We start from the raw sequence: 20,639 nt of genomic DNA, 5'->3' as shown, positions 1-20,639 counted from the left end.
AAGGAGAGTGCATGTCTATCACGGCGAAGTCTGTCTACCGTGACACGGGAAATTTTTTCCGCAATCAGTTCATTACCTTTTTACTGATCGCGTTGTTGTGCGCCTTTATTACGGTGGTGCTGGGTCATGCGTTCTCACCCAGTGATGAACAGATTGCCACGCTGAGCCAGGGGGATCATCTTGCAGGCAGCGCGGGGTTGTTTGACCTTGTGCAGAATATGACGCCAGAACAACAGCAAATCTTGCTGCGCGCCTCTGCGGCATCGACCTTCTCGGGCCTGATTGGCAATGCCATTCTGGCCGGTGGCGTGCTGCTGATGATCCAGCTGGTGTCTGCCGGGCAACGCGTCAGCGCGTTACGTGCAATCGGTGCCAGCGCGCCGGTGCTGCCGAAGCTGTTTATCCTCATCTTCCTGACCACGCTGCTGGTCCAGATGGGGATAATGCTGGTTGTCGTTCCTGGCGTGTTGCTGGCTATCGTTCTTTCATTCGCGCCAGTCATGGTGGTGCAGGACAAAATGGGCATTTTCACCGCCATGCGTAGCAGCATCAGGCTCACGTGGGCAAATATGCGACTGGTCGCGCCGGCCGTTATCAGCTGGTTGCTGGCCAAAACGCTGCTACTGCTGTTTGCACCGAATTTCGCGGTGTTAACGCCAAACGTCGGTGCGGTTGTCGCCAATACGCTGAGCAACCTGATTTCAGCCGTGCTGCTGGTCTATTTGTTCCGCCTGTACATGTTAATTCGTCAGTAACCGGGATCGCAGAATGAAGCAGTTTCTTGATTTTTTACCGCTGATCGTATTTTTCGCTTTTTATAAGCTGTACGACATTTATGCCGGCACGCTGGCGCTGATTGTGGCCACGGCTGTGGTGCTGATTTATAGCTGGGTTCGCTACCGCAAGGTTGAGAAGATGGCGCTCATCACCTTCCTGATGGTGGCGGTGTTTGGCGGCCTGACGCTGTTCTTCCACAATGATGAATTCATCAAGTGGAAGGTCACGGTGATTTATGGCCTGTTTGCGGGCGCGCTGCTCATCAGCCAGTGGGTGATGAAAAAGCCGCTGATCCAGCGTATGCTGGGCAAAGAGCTGACGCTGCCTCAGGCAGTCTGGGGGCGTCTGAACCTGGCCTGGGCGCTGTTCTTTATCCTGTGCGGTCTTGCCAATATCTACATCGCTTTCTGGCTGCCGCAGAATATCTGGGTCAACTTCAAGGTATTTGGCCTGACGGCCCTGACGCTCGTGTTTACGCTGCTAAGCGGCGTGTACATCTACCGGCACATGCCGCAGGACGATAAGCAGTAACCTTACGGGCCAGATCGCAATGCAATCTGGCCTTTTTTCACTTTCCTTTCACATTCCGCCCCCCTTCTTCAAAAATGACTGAATCATGAAGATTTTATGGAGATTGCTCTCTTCTCATTGTAATGAGAATCACTATCATTAATATTCGTCATCGCATTTTAACAAATGGAAATGAGTTGATGAAAAGCATAATAAGATTTGCCCCCGCTTCACTTACGTTGGCCATCCTTGCGGCACTGGGCCAGGGCGCGCACGCAGCAGAAGAGACTCTCGACGACGGTGAAACCATGGTGGTTCAGGCGACGGCTGAAGAGGCGCTGAAGCAGCAGCCTGGCGTCTCGGTTATTACGGCGAAGGACATCGAAAAGGACCCGCCGGTAAACGATCTTTCTGAAATCATTCGTAAAATGCCCGGGGTAAACCTCACCGGCAACAGCGCGACGGGCAGCCGCGGCAACAACCGCCAGATCGATATTCGCGGTATGGGGCCGGAAAATACCCTGATCCTGATTGACGGCGTGCCGGTGACGTCCCGTAACTCGGTGCGCTACAGCTGGCGCGGCGAGCGCGACACCCGCGGGGACACCAACTGGGTTCCGCCAGAAATGGTCGAGCGCATTGAAGTGCTCCGCGGGCCTGCCGCCGCTCGCTATGGCTCCGGGGCTGCCGGTGGCGTCGTCAACATCATCACCAAACGCCCGACCAACGACTGGCACGGCTCGCTCTCGCTCTACACCAACCAGCCTGAAAATGATAAAGAGGGAGCGACTAAACGCGCTAACTTCGATCTGAGCGGTCCTCTCGCAGGCGATGCGTTAACGATGCGCCTTTACGGGAACATCAACAAAACCGACGCGGACGCCGAGGATATTAACACCGCGCAAAACGGCTCTTACGCCGCCGGACGCGAAGGCGTACGAAACAAAGACATCAACGCCCTTCTCTCCTGGAAACTCACGCCGCAGCAGATTATAGACTTCGACTACAGCTACAGCCGCCAGGGCAATATCTACGCGGGCGATACGCAGTACAGCAACGGTAACGTCAGCCCAGGTGGCCTGGTGTCGTCCCTGTACGGTCACGAAACTAACCGTATGTACCGCCAATCATACGGCATTACGCACAACGGCATCTGGGACTGGGGCCAGTCGAAGTTTGGCGTCTATTACGAGAAGACCAACAACACCCGCATGCAGGAAGGGTCGACGGGCAGAGTTGAGGGTATGATCAACAGCGATAAGTACGACACCAGCCGGCTTGAGTCGTACCGTTCCACAGGCGAGCTGAACATTCCGCTGTTCTGGCTGGTGGACCAGACGCTGACCATCGGCGCGGAGTGGAACCGCGATGAGCTCAACGACCCGGCGTCAATGCAGGCGACGGACGTGTCGGGAGAAGTGATTAACGGCGTTTCCGGCACCGCTTCCGAGCGCAACAGCAAAAACAGCGCCGATCTCACCGGGATCTATCTTGAGGACAATATTGAAGCGCGTCAGGGGACCAACCTGATCCCGGGGATCCGCTTCGATTATCACAATAAATTTGGCAGCAACTGGAGCCCAAGCCTTAACGTTTCACAGGATTTAGGCGACATGTTCAAGGCCAAGGCGGGTATCGCTCGGGTATTTAAAGCGCCGAACCTGTATCAGTCCAGCGAAGGCTATCTGCTTTCCACCCGCGGGAACGGTTGTCCGAACAACATTACCGAGGGAAGCTGCTACCTGTTAGGCAACCCGGATCTGGATCCGGAAATCAGCGTGAACAAAGAGATCGGCCTGGCCTTTGCCCTGGAAGGCTACGAGGCTGGAATTACCTGGTTCCGCAACGATTACAAAAACAAGATCGTTTCAGGAACGGACGTGCTGGGGCAGACAAGCAGCGGCGTAAATATCCTGCAATGGGAGAACGGCGGCAAGGCCGTTGTTGAAGGGCTGGAAGGCAACCTCACCGTGCCGGTTATTCGCGATACGCTGACCTGGCGTACCAATGCGACGTATATGATCCAGTCTGAAAGTAAAGACACCGGCAACCCGCTGTCGATCATCCCCAAATACACCGTCAACACCATGCTGGACTGGGAGGTTAACAGCAAGCTTTCAGCCAACGTAAGCTGGACGATGTATGGCCGCCAGAAGCCCAGAGAGAACGCTGAAATCCGCAAAGAGGAGAATGCGATGTCCAACAGAGAGATCGGCGCGTATTCCATCGTGGGTATCGGCAGTAATTATCAGCTGACCAAAAACCTGCGCCTGAATGCTGGCATCAGCAACCTCTTTGACAAGCAGATTTACCGTGAAAATGACGGTGCATCGACCTATAACGAACCGGGCCGCGCGTATTACGCCGGCGTAACCATGTCCTTCTGACCCTCAGGCGCCCGCGCTGCGGGCGCTCACCCTATTCTCTCCAGCCAGAAATCATAGTAGCATCCCGCCTGAAGTCTTCAGTTACGAGTTTAAAAACAATGACAACAATTGACGCCCCACAGGGCGAACTGGTTTTACGCACACTGGCAATGCCCGCTGACACCAATGCCAATGGCGATATTTTTGGCGGCTGGCTAATGTCGCAAATGGATATGGGCGGCGCAATTCTGGCTAAAGAGATCGCCCACGGGCGCGTAGTCACCGTCCGGGTTGATGGCATGACCTTCCTGCGTCCGGTTGCGGTTGGAGATGTGGTTTGCTGTTACGCGCGCTGCGTAAAACGCGGCAATACCTCTATCTCCATCAACATTGAGGTTTGGGTAAAAAAAGTCTCTTCTGAACCGATTGGTCAGCGCTATAAGGCGACGGAGGCATTATTCATCTATGTGGCGGTGGATAGCGACGGGAAACCGCGCCAGCTTCCCCGGAGCTAAGCTTCAGGTATAAAAAAAGCCTCCTTGCGGAGGCTTTTTATTGGCCGTTATTCCATCTGCGCCCCGCCGTTCAGGCGGAAGACAATGTTCACAACCAGCCCGCTGCCGGGTTTACCGGCCTCGTAGCGCCATCTGCGCATGGCCGATTTCACTTCACGTTCAAACATATTCGCCGGCTGGGCGGAGAGGATTTGCACGTTATCAACGCGACCGTCGGCGGTGACGTCAAATTTCACCCTTACGCGCCCCTCAATGCGTAACGCCTGCGCGCGCGCCGGGTACTGCGGCTGATTACGGCTCAGCGCGCGCGGGCCCGCTGGCGCGGTTACCGTCGGTTTCGTCGCGGTCGCGGTGTTATTCATCAGCGGACGCGACGGCGCGGCATTTTCAACCGGTTGCGTGGCGCGTGGCTCTACCGGACGCACTTCACGTTTAGGACGCTCTTCCACCTTTTTAACCGGCTTGGGTTTTGGCTTCGGTTTAGGTTTTGGCTCTGGCTTATGGATCACCACCGGCGCTTCTTTCGGCGGCTCAGGAACTGGCTCGGGTTCGGGCTCCGGTTCAACAACGGGCTGTGGCGGCGGCGGCGCAACCTGCGGCGGCTCAAGATCCGCAGGCGATACCATGGTCACAGAAATTGGCTGCGCTGGCGCCGGCATTTCAATAACCTGATGAACCGAGGTATAGAGCAGACCCGCCACGACAGCACCGTGAATAACGACGGAAAGCAGCGTCGGCCATGGAAAGCGGCGAGGTAAATCAAGGGTCATCGAAGTCATAATCATCAACGTTAAAAAACCGAACTTCGATTTTAAATGCAAATAGCAATCATATTCAATAAGACACTTTGTCCTGGCGCAATTTAAGCGCGTAAGCGGGCAAAAAAGGGGCATCCAGATCAGGGTTTTAACAATGTGATTATCTTTACATTGCAGTCATTTGTGCTTTCACATAACGTAATTGTCACTTTCACCGGTTAAGGAGCTTTGCCGTGCTTTACGTGATTTACGCTGAAGATGTACATGATTCTCTGGAAAAACGTCTTTCCGTTCGCCCTGCCCATCTGGCGCGCTTACAGTTGCTACAGGATGAAGGCCGTTTGCTGACCGCGGGCCCGATGCCTGCCGTTGACAGCAACGATCCGGGAGCGGCAGGTTTTACCGGCTCCACGGTGATTGCCGAGTTTGAATCTCTGGAAGCCGCGCAGGCGTGGGCAGAAGCAGACCCGTACGTCGCAGCCGGCGTGTACGAGAAAGTCACGGTTCGTCCGTATAAAAAAGTGTTCTAAAAGAAAGGCTCCCTCTGGAGCCTTTTCTTCATTCAGTGCAGCGACGCCAGCCTCGCCGCAAAGCCGACAAACAGCAGACCGATCAGCCCATTCCCCAGCTTCGCCAGTTTCTTTTTGGTTTTCAGGTAACGCGTCACAAACGCGCCTGAGAAAATCAGGAAGCTCATGTACATGAAGCTAATCAGCTCAAGCGTTGTGGCGAGGATCAGGAACGACGTGCCGGTATTCTTCGCGTTTACATCGATGAACTGGACGAAGAACGACACGTAAAAAAGAATCGCTTTCGGGTTCGTCAGGCTCAATACCAGCGAACGCTTGAGGATCGCGCTTGCCGGTTCGGCGCTGTTATCATGTGTATTATTCTGACGGTTAATAACGGACCAGAGCATTTTCCCGCCGAGCCACAGCAGGTAAAACGCCCCGAGGTAGCGGACGATATTGAATAACACCGGCGTGGTCTGGATCAGCGCGGCGACGCCCGCCCAGGCCAGAAACATCAGCACCGCGTCACCAATAAATACACCGGTGGCGGCCAGATACCCTTTTTTTACGCCGTGGCCAATCCCTGTTTTCAGCACAAACAAGGTGTTCGGTCCTGGAACCAGCACGATAAAAAATGCGCCGACAACATAGGTCCAGAAATTCAGTACACCAAACTCCGCAAACACGTCTCACTCCTTTTGCTCAAAACAAAGGGAATATCGCCGCAACGTCGATATTCCCGAAATCTGAAACTGTATACCGTTAAAGCCGCAAACCGCGTCAGTTAAACAACGGGCACCTTTCGGTGCCCTAAGTGTTATCAGATGTCCTGGACCGCGAACAACAGCGCATTACGGTGTCTGTTCAGCCCACATTTTCTGATGGCGTGGATACGCATATTGCGGCGGGATTGTGCTTCCAGCCAACGAGCCTTACGACGACTCACCTGTCGCAACATGCGCCAGCGCCCGACTTCAGTTCTACTGCGCTTCATGTCTACAACTCTTTCTCTAACAGAGATGCCATTATAAGCCTAAGCGGGCGGCAAACCAGCGCTTTTATCTGCCGTTTTTATTTGCCAGATGAATCCTGATGCGTAAACTCATAACAATACGCTTTCAAAAGGATTTTTTATTTATGACAACCTTCTACACCGTGGTGAGTTGGCTGGTCATTTTAGGATACTGGCTGTTAATTGCCGGGGTGACGTTGCGCATTCTGATGAAGCGCAGAGCGGTCCCTTCCGCCATGGCCTGGCTTCTGATTATCTACATTCTCCCGCTGGTGGGCATAATCGCCTATCTCTCTTTTGGTGAACTTCATCTGGGTAAACGCCGGGCCGAACGCGCCCGCGCCATGTGGCCCTCCACGGCGAAATGGCTTGCCGATCTCAAAGCCTGCAAGCATATCTTTGCCGAAGAGAACAGCAGCGTGGCGTCGTCCCTGTTCAAGCTGTGCGAACGCCGCCAGGGGATCGCCGGCGTAAAAGGCAACCAGCTCCAGTTGATGACCTCTTCCGACGATGTGATGCAGGCGCTGATCCGGGACATTCAACTTGCCCGACATAATATCGAGATTGTGTTTTACATCTGGCAGCCGGGCGGCATGGCGGACCAGGTAGCCGAATCGCTGATGGCGGCTGCACGTCGCGGTATCCATTGCCGCCTGATGCTGGACTCCGCCGGCAGCGTGGCCTTTTTCCGTAGCCCGTGGGCTGGCATGATGCGCAATGCCGGTATCGAGGTGGTCGAGGCGCTGAAGGTGAATCTTTTCCGCGTATTTCTGCGGCGCATGGATCTCCGCCAGCACCGAAAAATGGTTCTGATCGATAACTATATCGCTTACACCGGCAGCATGAATATGGTTGACCCCCGCTTCTTCAAACAGGATTCCGGCGTGGGGCAATGGATTGATTTGATGGCTCGCATGGAAGGCCCGGTGGCAACGTCTATGGGCATCGTCTACTCCTGCGACTGGGAAATTGAAACCGGCAAACGCATTCTTCCCCCGCCACCGGATGGCAATATCATGCCGTTTGAGGAAGCCAGCGGGCACACTATTCATACCATTGCCTCCGGTCCTGGCTTCCCGGAAGATCTGATCCATCAGGCACTGCTTACCGCCGCGTACTCAGCGCGTGAATATCTGATCATGACCACACCCTATTTCGTTCCCAGCGACGACCTTCTGCATGCCATCTGTACGGCGGCGCAGCGCGGAGTGGATGTGAGCATTATTATGCCGCGCAAGAACGATTCGCTGCTGGTCGGGTGGGCAAGCCGTGCGTTCTTCAGCGAGCTGCTGGCCGCGGGCGTGAAAATCTATCAGTTCGAGGGCGGGCTGCTGCACACCAAGAGCGTGCTGGTGGACGGGGAGCTCAGCCTGGTGGGCACCGTCAACCTGGATATGCGGAGCCTGTGGCTGAATTTTGAAATTACGCTGGTCATCGATGACGCCGGGTTTGGCGGCGATCTGGCGGCGGTTCAGGACGATTATATTTCCCGTTCACGCCTGCTGGACGCCAGGCTGTGGGCGAAACGTCCGCTGTGGCAGCGAATTGCCGAACGACTGTTTTACTTCTTTAGTCCGTTGCTGTAAAACGTGCCCAACGATGTTTAACAGGTAGTCATCATGGAAATGGATCTGAACAATCGCCTGACCGAAGACGAAACGCTCGAGCAGGCCTACGATATTTTTCTCGAACTGGCGGTCGATAATCTCGACCCGGCTGACGTGATTCTTTTCAACCTGCAATTTGAAGAGCGTGGCGGCGCCGAGCTGTTCGATCCGTCTGAAGACTGGGCCGAACACGTCGATTTTGACCTCAACCCGGATTTCTTTGCCGAAGTGGTGATTGGCCTGGCGGACGAAGACGGCGGCGAAATTAACGACATCTTTGCGCGCGTGCTGCTGTGCCGCGAAAAAGACCACAAGCTGTGCCATATTCTCTGGCGCGAATAAAAAAAAAGGCTGCCATCGCAGCCTTTTTTAATTAATCCGGTAAGGCATTTCCACAGCGGTGACAAAACCGCGCGCCGGGTTCATGATTCCCCTGCTGACACCGCGTGCATTTACGCTGCCGTTTGCTGCCCTGAAACGCGCTGCTCATGTGGGTGGTAATTAGCCCCGTCGGGATCGCTATCACCGAATAGCCGATCAGGATCAGAACGGATGCCACGATTCTTCCGAGCGGCGTATGCGGCGTGATATCCCCGTAGCCCACGGTCGTTACCGTGACGATGGCCCAGTAAACGGAAGCATTAAGCGTGGTAAACCCGTACTTCGGCCCTTCAATTAAATACATCAGAGAGCCAAAAACGATCATCACGATGGCAATAAACGAATAGAAGAGAATAAGCTGGTGGCGGGCGCTAACAATCGCGACCCAAAACACCCGCAGCGACGGCATAAAGCGCAGCAGCTTCAGTATGCGCAACACGCGAATCGCCCGCATTGCGCGCCAGGCAAACACATAGTTCAGGCTTATTTCCGGCCACAGCCACATAACGTACAGCGGCAGAATGGTGGCTAAATCAATAAAACCCCAAAAGCTAAAAACATATTTTGCCGGATTTGGCCAGCTAATGACCCTGAGCACATATTCTGCGGTAAACACCAGCGTGACGATTAATTCCAGCCAGACAAAAACGTGCCACTCATCATACGTCATGTGGTACTGCGTGCCGGCGCCGGATTCGATAAAGATAATAATGACGCTAATCAGCGCAAATAAACCGCACAGTCCTTCGAAGCGGCGACCGGAAACCGTTTGAGGATCAAATAAGAAATGATACAGCCGCTGACGGGCCGACGTGAGTAATCGCGACACATTAACCTCGAAAATAAGGGCTGACATCATGTCAGCCCTTGCGATTATAACGGGTCTACTTTCAGGCAGGAAACCGCATGTCGGAAACTGCCTTCCAGAACCGGACGCGTTTTTGCACATTCCGGCCCGGCGATGGGGCACCGCGTACGGAATACGCAGCCTGAAGGCGGATTGATTGGCGAAGGCAGTTCACCTTCCAGAAGCTGAATGGTTTTATTCTTTTCCAGATCGGGATCCGGAACGGGAACCGCAGACATCAGCGCTTTGGTGTAAGGATGCAGCGGATTGTGGTACACCTCATCATAGGTGCCCAGCTCCACGGCGTGCCCCAGATACATTACCAGCACACGGTCTGAAATATGTTTTACCACCGCCAGATCGTGGGCGATGAAGATCAGCGATAGCCCCATTTCCCGTTGCAGTTTCTGGAGCAGGTTAACAACCTGAGCCTGAATGGAAACGTCCAGCGCCGAAACCGGCTCATCACAGATAATCAGTTTCGGCTCAAGGATCAACGCACGTGCGATGCCGATACGCTGACACTGACCGCCGGAAAACTCGTGTGGATAGCGGTTGATGAGGTTAGGCAACAGACCCACCTTGAGCATCATCGCTTTCACGCGGTCGCGCACTTCCTGACGCGGCATCTTCGGATGATAGGTGCGCAGCGGCTCGGCAATGATTTCACCGATGGTCATGCGCGGGTTCAGGGACGCCAGCGGATCCTGGAAAATCATCTGGATATCGCTGCGCACGTCGCGCCACTCATCCGGCTTCATCCCCAGCAGATCTTTGCCCAGCCAGGCCACTTTGCCGTCGGTGGCTTTTACCAGGCCGATGATCGCACGCGCAAACGTCGATTTGCCGCAGCCGGATTCGCCCACCACGCCCAGAGTTTCCCCTTCGTACAGGCGCAGCGTAACGCCATCCACCGCTTTCAGGGTTTTGGCAGGCTGCCAGAACCACTGTTTGCCGTCTTTGATATCGAAATGGACCTTCAGGTCAGCGATTTCGAGCAGCACATTTCTTTTTTCGTCGATTGCGTTCATACCAGCTCCTCCTGCGGCTTAAAGCAGGCGCGCAGACGGCCTGGGGCAAACGCTTCCAGCGGCGGTGCGCTGTTACAAATTTCCATCGCGTGCGGACAACGCGGCTGGAACGGACAACCTTTCGGCAGACGCAGCAGGTTTGGCGGGTTGCCCGGGATGGTCAGCAGGGACTCCCCTTCCGCATCAAGGCGCGGTACGGCATTCAGCAGGCCAATAGAGTATGGATGGGCGGGCTGGTAGAAGACATCGCGTGCATTACCGTATTCCATCGTGCGGCCTGCATACATGACTAACACTTTGTCGCAGATCCCGGCAACGACGCCCAAATCGTGGGTGATCATGATTATCGCGGTGTTGAACTCACGCTTAAGCTCGTTCAGGAGCGTCATGATCTGCGCCTGTACGGTCACGTCCAGGGCGGTGGTCGGTTCATCGGCGATCAGCAGTTTTGGCCGACAAAGCAACGCCATCGCGATCATGACGCGCTGACGCATCCCGCCGGAGAATTCGTGCGGGTACATGCGCATGCGCTTGCGTGCTTCAGGCATTTTCACCGCATCCAGCATTTTGACAGACTCTTCAAACGCTTCGGCTTTGCCCAGGCCCTTGTGGAGCATCAGCACTTCCATCAGCTGCTCGCCCACACGCATATAGGGGTTCAGGGAGGTCATCGGATCCTGGAAAATCATTGAGATTTGCTCGGCGCGCAGCTTGTTCAGCTCATGCTCCGGCAAATTCAGGATATCTTTCCCGTTGAACTTCGCTGAACCGCCGATCGCACCGTTTGACGCCAGCAGGCCCATCAGCGCAAATGCGGTCTGGGATTTACCGGACCCGGATTCGCCCACAATGCCCAGCGTTTCACCGGCACGCAGGTCGAAGTTGAGATCGTTAACGGCAGTCACATCGCCGTCGGGGGTTTTAAACGTCACACGGAGGTCTTTTACGTCCAGCAGTGCACTGGACCGCTGTTGCGCCTGTGGCGCGGTTGCCGTTTCAATAATGGTCATGACGGCGCTCCTTAACGGTCTTTCGGGTCGAGGGCATCACGCAGGCCATCGCCGATAAAGTTGAAACAGAACAGAGTAACCACCAGGAAGCCCGCCGGATACAGCAGTAGCCACGGTGATACTTCCATGGAGTTTGCGCCATCGCTTAACAGCGCGCCCCAGCTGCTCAGCGGCTCTTGCGTACCTAATCCCAGGAAGCTCAGGAAGGATTCAAACAGAATCATACTTGGCACCAGCAGGGAGGCGTACACCACGACCACGCCCAGCACGTTAGGAACGATATGACGCACCACGATATTGGCGGTAGAAACCCCACCAACCTGTGCCGCTTCGATAAACTCCTTACGTTTAAGGCTCAGCGTCTGGCCGCGCACAATACGCGCCATGTCCAGCCAGGAGACCATCCCGATGGCCACGAAGATCAACAGGATATTTTGACCAAAGAAGGTCACCAGCAAAATAACGAAGAACATGAACGGGAAGGAGTTCAGGATTTCAAGCAGACGCATCATTACGGAGTCCACTTTCCCACCAAGGTAACCGGAAAGCGAACCGTATAGCGTGCCGACGATTACCGCCACCAGCGCCGCCGCAATGCCGACCATCAGGGAAATGCGGCCACCGATCGCCACGCGCACCAGCAGGTCACGGCCGGATGAATCGGTACCAAAATAGTGCCCGGACTCCATATCCGGCGCGCTGGACATCATGCCCCAGTCCGTATCGAAATAGGTGAACTGCGACAGCATTGGCGCCAGGGTGACGAACAGCGCGATAAGCACCAGCACGACCAGGCTGGCAACGGCGGCGCGGTTATGCATAAAACGACGGCGGGCGTCCTGCCAAAGGCTACGACCTTCAACCTCCAGCTTTTCACTGAAGTTTTCCAGCGCCTCGCTGTTTTTCTTACTCAACATCATGGCGTGCTCCAGTTAGTAACGGATTTTCGGGTCGATAACGGCATACAGCACATCGACAACGGCATTAAACAGAATGGTCAGCGCGCCCACGAGGATCGTAAGGCTCAGCACCAGCGAGTAGTCACGGTTAAGCGCCCCGTTAACAAACAGCTGTCCGATGCCCGGCAGGCCATAAATGGTTTCGATTACCATTGAACCGGTGATAATGCCGACGAAAGCAGGCCCCATGTAGGAGAGCACCGGTAACAGTGCAGGCTTGAGCGCATGACGGAAAATAATCCGGCGCATCGGCAGCCCTTTCGCACGGGCGGTACGGATGAAGTTCGAGTGCAGAACTTCAATCATTGAGCCGCGGGTAATACGGGCGATGCTGGCAATGTACGCCAGAGATAATGCCACCATCGGCAGTATCATGAACTTCAGGGCTCCGCCGTTCCAGCCGCCTCCGGGCAGCCATTTCAGGGTGATGGCGAATATCATGACCAGCAACGGCGCGACAACGAAGCTGGGAATAACCACCCCGGTCATTGCGACCCCCATGACGGTATAATCCCATCGAGTATTTTGTTTTAGCGCGGCGATAACGCCCGCAGTGACCCCGAGAACAACGGCCAGGATAAATGCAGCAGCCCCTAATTTAGCCGATACCGGGAAGCTGGACGCCACCAGGTCGTTAACGGAATAGTCTTTATATTTGAATGACGGTCCAAAATCACCGTGTGCAAGTTGCTTCAGATAATTGAAGTACTGCGTGGTAATGGGATCGTTTAAATGGTATTTCGCTTCGATGTTGGCCATGACTTCTGGCGGCAGCGTACGTTCACCGGTGAATGGACTGCCCGGCGCAAGGCGCATCATGAAGAAGGAAATTGTAATTAGAATAAATAACGTTGGAATCGCTTCAAGACAGCGACGCAGGATAAATTTCAACATTGCCCGTACCTTCTGGCGTGTGCCTGATGAATGTTACAAAGTAGACACAGTGGGGCAAGCTCGCTCGCCCCACGTATTGCCATTAATGCTTGATAATATAAAGATTCTTAACGGAAATATTATCCAACGGGTCTTTACCGGTATAACCCCCTACCCACGGTTTCACCAGGCGGGCGTTGACGTAGTAGTAAACCGGCACGATCGCAGAGTCTTTATCGAGCTGTTGTTCTGATTTCGCGTACAGATCGGCGCGCTGGGCGTCATCTGCCACTTTCAGGGTGTCGCCAATCAGCTTATCAAACGCCGGGCTCTTATAGTGTGCCGTGTTGTTTGAGCTGTCGCTGAGCATGGTGTTCAGGAAGGAGGTCGGTTCGTTATAGTCCGCACACCAGCCGGCGCGCGCCACGTCAAACGTTCCCTGGTGGCGCGTATCCAGGAAGGTTTTCCATTCCTGGTTTTCCAGCTTAACGTTCACGCCCAGGTTTTTCTTCCAGATTGACGCCACGGCGATAGCCAGTTTTTTATGCAGATCCGAGGTGTTGTACAGCAGGTTAAACGTCAGCGGCTTATCAGCGGTGTACCCGGCTTCAGCCAGCAGTTTTTTCGCTTCTTCGTTACGTTTTTCCTGGGACCATTTGAACCACTCAGGCTCAACCAGTTTCATACCGTCAGTATAAGGCGGGGTGTAGCTGTAAGCTGGCAGGTCGCCCTGATTCTTCACTTTATTAACGATAATATCGCGATCCAGAGCCAGCTTCAGCGCGGTACGCACGCGCACGTCGGTGAACGGTGCTTTCTGGTTGTTAATTTCGTAGTAGTAGGTGCACAGATAAGGATCGACGTGCACTTCTTTCGGGATCTCTTTTTTCAACTTCTGGAACAGTTCAATCGGCATGTTGTTATAGGTCATGTCGATTTCACCGCTGCGGTAGCGGTTGACGTCGGTCACTTCTGAAGAAATTGGCAGGTAGGTGACCTGATTGATGACGGTCTTCGCGTTATCCCAATACTGCGGGTTGCGCTCCAGTACCATACGTTCGTTAACGACCCAGCTTTTCAGCTTGTACGCACCGTTGGTCACGATATTCGCAGGCTGCGTCCATTTTTCACCAAATTTTTCTACAGCGGATTTTGGTACCGGGGAAACAGACGGGTGAACCAGCAGCTTATAGAAGTACGGAACAGGCTCGCTCAACGTCACTTCAAAGGTGTTGGCATCAATGGCTTTTACGCCCAGATCGGTAACAGGCTTCTTGCCCGTGATGATGTCATCAATATTGGCAATATGACCGTACTGAAGGTAACTCGCATACGGGGAGGCGGTATTCGGATCCGCCAGACGCTGCCAGCTGTAAACGAAATCTTCGGCGGTAACCGGCGTACCGTCGGACCATTTGGCATCTTTACGCAGATGGAAGGTCCAGACTTTAAAATCTTTATTGTCCCATTTTTCCGCCACGCCCGGCGCCGGATGGCCGTCTACGTCCGTCACCAGCAGACCTTCAAACAGATCGCGGTTAACGTTAGACTCTGGAACACCTTCAATTTTGTGCGGATCGAGAGACTGCACTTCCGCACCGTTATTACGCACCAGCGTTTGCTTCTCAGCCAGCTGAACACCGGCAGGAACGTCCGCAGCCATTGCAGCGTTCCCCGCGATTAGCGCAGTTAAAATCCCCGCCGCTACCAGACTTTTTTTTGTGATGATGGACATTGTGTTGATACTCCACTCATTATAATGACTGGCCTTCGCCAGTTGTGTAATCCCCTGTCGGGGCCTGTACAGCGCAGGAGTTTTTTTTGCTACTGTCAGGTTCTTTTTTTACTTCTTGCTATCACCGACTTCATTATTACTGACCGCTCGTACGGCGATCTTGCGTCGATTCTTTACACCTCTCCCCTGTCAGAGAGATGCATTGGATATCTTTCGTGAGGCCTATATGAAAATAGTTCTCATCAACTTGATTAATGCTGCGAAATATAAGGCCGGAAAGTACCAAATGGTGCCAACTCTCGCCAATACATTTTGCAAATTTGTTAAGTATTTCTCTTTTACGGTGGATGGCTCATCTAAGCCATAAATCTTCAACCCCACCAATACAAAATAAACACACTTAAAATCAAAGGATTACAAGATTGCATCGCTGAGAGCGTAATGCCATGACCAATCTGAACGATTTTTCACGAAAATTTAACAATTGGTTATTATTTAGCACATTCGTCTGGGTCAGCCTCGAAATTACTAATATCATTTCGGTTATCTGTCAGCAAGCCCCAGAGTATCATGTGAGTAAAATAACAGAGGGTTCGAAGGATTTATACGCAGAGGGGGAAGCTGAAAATAAACAACCTCTTGAAAAACAACAAGAGAGCGTTATTAGTAGAACTTATTATGGCTGGACCGTAATTCAACTTTATTTATATGATTTGCTGATAATCACGTAAAAAAAACGGAGCCGTCGGCTCCGCTCTTTCAAATGAAAGTCAATGTAATAATCCTGGGAATATGCTTTTTATACCGGTAACGATAAATTCGATGCCCAATGCCATTAACAGCAGGCCCATGATACGGGTGATCACGTTGATGCCCGTTTGTCCCAGCAAGCGAACCAGCCATGGCGCCATGCGAAAAACGCCCCAACAGCACAGCGCGAACAGCGCAATGGCGACAGAAAAGCCGATCAGATGCATCAGGCTGTGATAGCGCGTTCCCCAGACGATGGTTGAACTGATTGCCCCCGGGCCTGCCATCAGCGGCAATGCCAACGGCACAACGCCGATGCTTTCGCGGATTGCGGTCTCTGATTTCTCCTGCTTGTTCTGTTTATCCTCCCCCAGCTTGCCGCTGATCATCGACATGGCAATCGTCACCACAAGGATCCCACCCGCTATTCGGAACGAATCAATCGAGATGCCGAAGACCTGAAGGATGGCGTCCCCCAGATAAAGAGAGGTCAGCAAGATGATAGCCACCGACAGGTTTGCCGTCAGGTTGGTTTTGTTTCTTGCAGCGGCCGTTTGATAGCTGGTCATACTAATGAAGACAGGGATGATCCCTACCGGGTTGACCAGCGCAAACAAACCGATAAAAAACTTAAAATATGTAGGGAAATCAAAGAGCGTTTGAATCACATTAAGCTCCGCAATTGAGCATGGCCAGGGAGAAACAGCGTGTCATGATAAATCCGCGCTGAAGATACGCTTTTTAGCCGCACACTTCACCAGAAATGTGTTCTAAAACGTTATCAATTCATGATGTTAAACGTTTGTATAATCAATGATAGCGCCACTTCCAATAGTTACTTAATTATTTAACACTGGAAAAATTAGCACGAAATAACCCTGCTGAAAGGTATCAGCTTAGGACAAAATTGATCCTGATCATAATTTTCGTACTCAGAAGTGAGTAATCTTGGTTACGCCGCCAGGGAGATCACCTATCAAAAAGGTATGATGCTAAGGTAAGGCTCTTTTAGTAAATTAGTGAGCATAAGCAGTGCGTAATCCTTTGTTTTACTGTGTGTTACGCAAGTGGGATCGGCACTGACTATACTGTCAGACGTATCGAGCGCTGGTTTACTAAAAGAGTTTAAACATTATCAGGAGAGCATTATGGCTGTTACCAATATCGCTGAACTGAACGCCCTCGTCGAGCGCGTTAAAAAAGCCCAGCGTGAATATGCCAATTTCACCCAAGAACAGGTTGATAAAATCTTCCGCGCGGCCGCTCTGGCTGCTGCTGATGCTCGAATCCCTCTCGCTAAAATGGCCGTTGCCGAATCCGGCATGGGTATCGTTGAAGATAAAGTGATTAAAAACCACTTTGCTTCAGAGTATATCTACAACGCCTATAAAGATGAGAAAACCTGCGGCGTGCTGTCAGAAGACGATACTTTCGGCACCATCACCATAGCAGAACCGATCGGCATCATTTGCGGTATCGTTCCAACCACTAACCCAACCTCTACCGCCATCTTCAAATCTCTTATCAGCCTGAAGACACGTAACGCAATCATTTTCTCCCCGCATCCACGTGCGAAAGACGCCACTAACAAAGCAGCAGACATCGTGCTCCAGGCGGCTATCGCGGCGGGCGCACCAAAAGATCTGATCGGCTGGATCGACCAACCTTCTGTCGAGCTGTCCAACGCCCTGATGCATCACCCGGACATTAACCTGATCCTGGCGACCGGTGGTCCTGGCATGGTTAAAGCCGCTTACAGCTCCGGTAAACCGGCTATCGGCGTAGGCGCAGGTAACACCCCAGTTGTTATTGACGAAACCGCTGACATCAAACGCGCCGTCGCGTCTGTGCTGATGTCTAAAACCTTCGATAACGGCGTTATCTGTGCATCTGAACAGTCCGTTGTCGTTGTTGATTCTGTATACGACGCCGTTCGTGAACGTTTCGCCAGCCACGGCGGCTACCTGTTGCAGGGTAAAGAGCTGAAAGCCGTTCAGGACGTGATTCTGAAAAATGGCGCGCTGAACGCCGCTATCGTGGGTCAGCCAGCCTATAAAATTGCCGAACTCGCGGGCTTTAGCGTTCCTGCTTCCACCAAGATCCTGATTGGTGAAGTTAACGTCGTTGATGAAAGCGAGCCGTTTGCTCACGAAAAACTGTCTCCGACGCTGGCCATGTACCGTGCGAAAGATTTCGATGACGCGGTAGAAAAAGCAGAGAAACTGGTTGCCATGGGCGGTATCGGTCACACCTCTTGCCTGTACACCGACCAGGATAACCAGCCTGAGCGTGTTGCACACTTCGGTCAGAAGATGAAAACGGCACGTATCCTGATTAACACCCCTGCTTCTCAGGGTGGTATTGGTGACCTGTACAACTTCAAACTCGCACCTTCCCTGACTCTGGGTTGTGGTTCCTGGGGTGGTAACTCCATCTCTGAAAACGTTGGTCCAAAACACCTGATCAACAAGAAAACCGTTGCTAAGCGAGCTGAAAACATGTTGTGGCACAAACTTCCGAAATCTATCTACTTCCGTCGTGGCTCTCTGCCAATCGCGCTGGATGAAGTGATTACTGATGGCCACAAGCGTGCGCTCATCGTGACTGACCGTTTCCTGTTCAACAATGGCTATGCAGACCAGATCACCTCTGTTCTGAAAGCGTCTGGCGTCGAAACTGAAGTCTTCTTTGAAGTTGAAGCTGACCCAACCCTGAGCGTTGTTCGTAAAGGTGCTGAACTGGCAAACTCCTTCAAACCCGATGTGATCATCGCACTGGGTGGCGGTTCCCCAATGGACGCCGCGAAAATCATGTGGGTCATGTACGAGCATCCGGAAACTCACTTCGAAGAACTGGCGCTGCGCTTTATGGATATCCGTAAGCGTATCTACAAATTCCCGAAAATGGGCGTGAAAGCGAAAATGATCGCCGTCACCACCACTTCCGGTACCGGTTCAGAAGTCACGCCATTTGCGGTTGTGACGGATGACGCAACGGGTCAGAAATACCCGCTGGCCGACTACGCGCTGACGCCAGATATGGCTATCGTTGACGCCAACCTGGTGATGGATATGCCGAAATCACTGTGTGCGTTCGGTGGTCTGGATGCGGTGACTCACGCTCTGGAAGCTTACGTTTCTGTACTGGCTTCCGAGTTCTCTGACGGTCAGGCCTTGCAGGCGCTGAAACTGCTGAAAGAAAACCTGCCAGCCTCTTACAACGAAGGTTCAAAAAACCCTGTTGCCCGTGAACGTGTACACAGTGCTGCAACCATCGCGGGCATCGCGTTTGCTAACGCCTTCCTGGGCGTGTGTCACTCCATGGCGCACAAGCTGGGTTCACAGTTCCACATTCCTCACGGTCTGGCGAACGCCCTGTTGATCAGCAACGTTATCCGCTATAACGCCAACGACAACCCAACCAAGCAGACTGCATTCAGCCAGTACGACCGTCCACAGGCTCGTCGTCGCTACGCTGAAATCGCAGACCACCTGGGTCTGAGCGCACCGGGCGACCGTACTGCCGCGAAGATCGAGAAACTGCTGGCATGGCTGGAAAGCCTGAAGGCTGAACTGGGTATTCCTAAATCTATCCGCGAAGCGGGCGTTCAGGAAGCTGACTTCCTCGCTCACGTAGATAAGCTGTCTGAAGATGCATTCGATGACCAGTGTACCGGTGCTAACCCACGCTACCCACTGATTTCCGAACTGAAACAGATCCTGCTGGATACTTATTACGGTCGTAACTTCACTGAAAGCGATGTCGCTGCTGTGAAAGCTGACATCCCCGCAGTGGTAAAGGCTGACAAGAAAGCGAAGAAAAACGCTTAATTGACAGTGTGACAAAAAAACCCGCCGATGGCGGGTTTTTTTATATCTTAAAAAGAGTAAAAAATTCCTGTTACTTTCGACTGTCGCCCTGTAACGCCGTCAGCGAGCCTACAACCAGCGCCTCTTTATAATGCTTGCGGCAGACCGAGACATAGCGTTCATTGCCCCCTATCACCACCTGCTCGCCATCAGCATAAGGTTTACCGGACTGGTCAAGGCGAAGAACCATGCTTGCCTTACGGCCACAAAAGCAGATCGTTTTTAGCTCCACCAGTTTATCCGACCAGGCAAGTAAATATTGGCTGCCGGCAAACAGCTCACCGCGAAAATCGGTGCGTAAACCATAGCAAAGAACGGGAATATCCAGCTCATCCACGACCTCAGAAAGCGCATGGACCTGCTCACGGGTCAGGAACTGGCTTTCGTCTACCAGGACGCAATGGACAGGCTTAGAGGCGTGCTCAGCACGAATGTCCTCCAGCAGGTCCGTTTCAGGGTTAAACAGCCTTGCAGGCGACGAGAGGCCTATTCTTGAGCTTACCTTCCCCGCTCCAAAGCGATCGTCGATTTCGGCGGTATAAACAACGGTACGCATCCCCCGCTCTTGATAATTGTATGAGGATTGAAGTAACGCCGTCGATTTCCCTGCATTCATTGCCGAATAGTAGAAATAAAGTTGTGCCATTGGCCAAAGAACCCTAATCAATGTGTAATATTCCCGATGAATCATTGTACCATATTTTGTACCGTTATCAGCCGTGGGCTGCGCGCGCAAGGCTCTTCTTCACCAATAAACCCTTTGTGGATAGCGCAAAATAATGCGTTAAAACAGGTAGTAAAGGCATTAAGCACGGACAATAAGGTGAGCACCAGTCCAGAGATAACACTTCTTTTTATAGTGGCTTCTCCGTTCATTAAAATTCACTATTTATTAACTATTCCGGCCCTCGCTACGCTTAGCGGGGGTAATACAAAAGGCTGATATTTATCAACCGCAACTATAATTCCTGAGGTAAAAGTCACAAAACAAACATGCAAATGACAAGCTTTTGCCGTTTGAAACGATATCTCACAGACCGAGCAAACAATGAAATTTAAGTTAGCGTAATTAATAATAGCGTCGTTTATTTTGTATTTTTTGAATTCCTTACATTCCCACCTATTGC

The 20,639-nt window shown here is 52.7% G+C and carries 19 protein-coding genes; 8 read left to right on the top strand and 11 right to left on the bottom strand.

Annotation, left to right across the window (positions count from 1 at the left end):
- Window positions 1-11: 11 nt before the first annotated feature.
- The 4 genes from INF58_RS15430 (at window position 12) to yciA (ending at window position 4,168) form a co-directional block, all read left to right on the top strand.
- A complete protein-coding gene (locus INF58_RS15430) occupies window positions 12-755 on the top strand; it encodes a YciC family protein (RefSeq protein WP_193528025.1) in 744 nt (247 codons plus the stop codon).
- 13 nt (window positions 756-768) lie between these two features.
- Complete coding sequence (locus tag INF58_RS15425; protein ID WP_063452258.1) at window positions 769-1,308, top strand: septation protein A; 540 nt, start codon at window positions 769-771, stop codon at window positions 1,306-1,308.
- 179 nt (window positions 1,309-1,487) lie between these two features.
- The gene (locus INF58_RS15420) at window positions 1,488-3,674 is read left to right on the top strand and encodes a TonB-dependent siderophore receptor (protein WP_193528024.1); all 2,187 of its coding nucleotides are present in this window, start codon (window positions 1,488-1,490) and stop codon (window positions 3,672-3,674) included.
- 98 nt (window positions 3,675-3,772) lie between these two features.
- On the top strand, window positions 3,773-4,168 hold the full coding sequence (gene yciA / locus INF58_RS15415) for an acyl-CoA thioester hydrolase YciA (RefSeq protein ID WP_063866544.1): 396 nt from the start codon (window positions 3,773-3,775) through the stop codon (window positions 4,166-4,168).
- A 47-nt stretch (window positions 4,169-4,215) separates the two neighbouring features.
- Here the strand turns inward: yciA and tonB are convergent, their stop codons facing one another.
- Window positions 4,216-4,938, bottom strand: coding sequence for a TonB system transport protein TonB (gene tonB / locus INF58_RS15410; RefSeq protein WP_193032807.1), 723 nt, complete (start codon window positions 4,936-4,938; stop codon window positions 4,216-4,218).
- 221 nt (window positions 4,939-5,159) lie between these two features.
- On the opposite strand from tonB, the gene INF58_RS15405 reads away from it, so the two are divergent.
- Window positions 5,160-5,456 (top strand): YciI family protein, encoded by a 297-nt coding sequence (locus INF58_RS15405; RefSeq protein WP_063452254.1) that lies wholly within the window; start codon window positions 5,160-5,162, stop codon window positions 5,454-5,456.
- Between the two features lie 32 nt (window positions 5,457-5,488).
- Here INF58_RS15405 and leuE read toward each other — a convergent pair whose 3' ends face one another.
- Window positions 5,489-6,124 (bottom strand): leucine efflux protein LeuE, encoded by a 636-nt coding sequence (gene leuE / locus INF58_RS15400; RefSeq protein WP_063866543.1) that lies wholly within the window; start codon window positions 6,122-6,124, stop codon window positions 5,489-5,491.
- Between the two features lie 134 nt (window positions 6,125-6,258).
- Window positions 6,259-6,432, bottom strand: a complete 174-nt coding sequence (locus tag INF58_RS15395) for a YciY family protein (protein ID WP_017384232.1) — start codon at window positions 6,430-6,432, stop codon at window positions 6,259-6,261.
- 143 nt (window positions 6,433-6,575) lie between these two features.
- Here INF58_RS15395 and cls point away from each other — a divergent pair, with 143 nt between their 5' ends.
- Window positions 6,576-8,036, top strand: a complete 1,461-nt coding sequence (gene cls / locus INF58_RS15390) for a cardiolipin synthase (protein ID WP_063452252.1) — start codon at window positions 6,576-6,578, stop codon at window positions 8,034-8,036.
- A gap of 33 nt (window positions 8,037-8,069) precedes the next feature.
- On the top strand, window positions 8,070-8,399 hold the full coding sequence (locus INF58_RS15385) for an HI1450 family dsDNA-mimic protein (protein WP_006810881.1): 330 nt from the start codon (window positions 8,070-8,072) through the stop codon (window positions 8,397-8,399).
- 31 nt (window positions 8,400-8,430) lie between these two features.
- On the opposite strand, the gene INF58_RS15380 is transcribed toward INF58_RS15385, so the two are convergent.
- The 7 genes from INF58_RS15380 to INF58_RS15350 all read right to left on the bottom strand — a co-directional run bounded on the left by INF58_RS15380 (window position 8,431) and on the right by INF58_RS15350 (window position 16,311).
- On the bottom strand, window positions 8,431-9,297 hold the full coding sequence (locus tag INF58_RS15380) for an ion transporter (protein ID WP_193528023.1): 867 nt from the start codon (window positions 9,295-9,297) through the stop codon (window positions 8,431-8,433).
- Between the two features lie 14 nt (window positions 9,298-9,311).
- Window positions 9,312-10,316 (bottom strand): murein tripeptide/oligopeptide ABC transporter ATP-binding protein OppF, encoded by a 1,005-nt coding sequence (gene oppF / locus INF58_RS15375; protein WP_003856743.1) that lies wholly within the window; start codon window positions 10,314-10,316, stop codon window positions 9,312-9,314.
- Window positions 10,313-11,326 carry an ABC transporter ATP-binding protein gene (locus tag INF58_RS15370; RefSeq protein WP_193528022.1) on the bottom strand — a complete coding sequence of 338 codons (1,014 nt, stop codon included), beginning with the start codon at window positions 11,324-11,326 and terminating at the stop codon, window positions 10,313-10,315. The genes oppF and INF58_RS15370 overlap by 4 nt, the downstream gene beginning before the upstream one ends.
- 11 nt (window positions 11,327-11,337) lie before the next feature.
- Window positions 11,338-12,246, bottom strand: a complete 909-nt coding sequence (gene oppC / locus INF58_RS15365; RefSeq protein ID WP_003856740.1) for an oligopeptide ABC transporter permease OppC — start codon at window positions 12,244-12,246, stop codon at window positions 11,338-11,340.
- Window positions 12,247-12,258: 12 nt separating this feature from the next.
- Window positions 12,259-13,179, bottom strand: coding sequence for an oligopeptide ABC transporter permease OppB (gene oppB, locus INF58_RS15360; RefSeq protein ID WP_063452249.1), 921 nt, complete (start codon window positions 13,177-13,179; stop codon window positions 12,259-12,261).
- Between the two features lie 82 nt (window positions 13,180-13,261).
- Complete coding sequence (gene oppA, locus INF58_RS15355) at window positions 13,262-14,893, bottom strand: oligopeptide ABC transporter substrate-binding protein OppA (RefSeq protein WP_063866541.1); 1,632 nt, start codon at window positions 14,891-14,893, stop codon at window positions 13,262-13,264.
- 770 nt (window positions 14,894-15,663) lie between these two features.
- A complete protein-coding gene (locus tag INF58_RS15350; RefSeq protein ID WP_063452247.1) occupies window positions 15,664-16,311 on the bottom strand; it encodes a YchE family NAAT transporter in 648 nt (215 codons plus the stop codon).
- Between the two features lie 480 nt (window positions 16,312-16,791).
- On the opposite strand from INF58_RS15350, the gene adhE reads away from it, so the two are divergent.
- Window positions 16,792-19,473, top strand: a complete 2,682-nt coding sequence (adhE, locus tag INF58_RS15345; protein WP_063452246.1) for a bifunctional acetaldehyde-CoA/alcohol dehydrogenase — start codon at window positions 16,792-16,794, stop codon at window positions 19,471-19,473.
- Window positions 19,474-19,543: 70 nt separating this feature from the next.
- Here adhE and tdk read toward each other — a convergent pair whose 3' ends face one another.
- Entirely contained in the window at window positions 19,544-20,158 is a 615-nt protein-coding gene (tdk, locus tag INF58_RS15340) for a thymidine kinase (protein ID WP_063452325.1), read from the bottom strand.
- Window positions 20,159-20,639: the final 481 nt, after the last annotated feature.

Source organism: Enterobacter cloacae complex sp. P24RS, from assembly GCF_014982165.1.
Classification (GTDB): domain Bacteria; phylum Pseudomonadota; class Gammaproteobacteria; order Enterobacterales; family Enterobacteriaceae; genus Enterobacter; species Enterobacter quasihormaechei.
The sequence above is the reverse complement of the archived record's forward strand: the minus strand, read 5'-3'. Positions and strand labels throughout refer to the sequence as shown.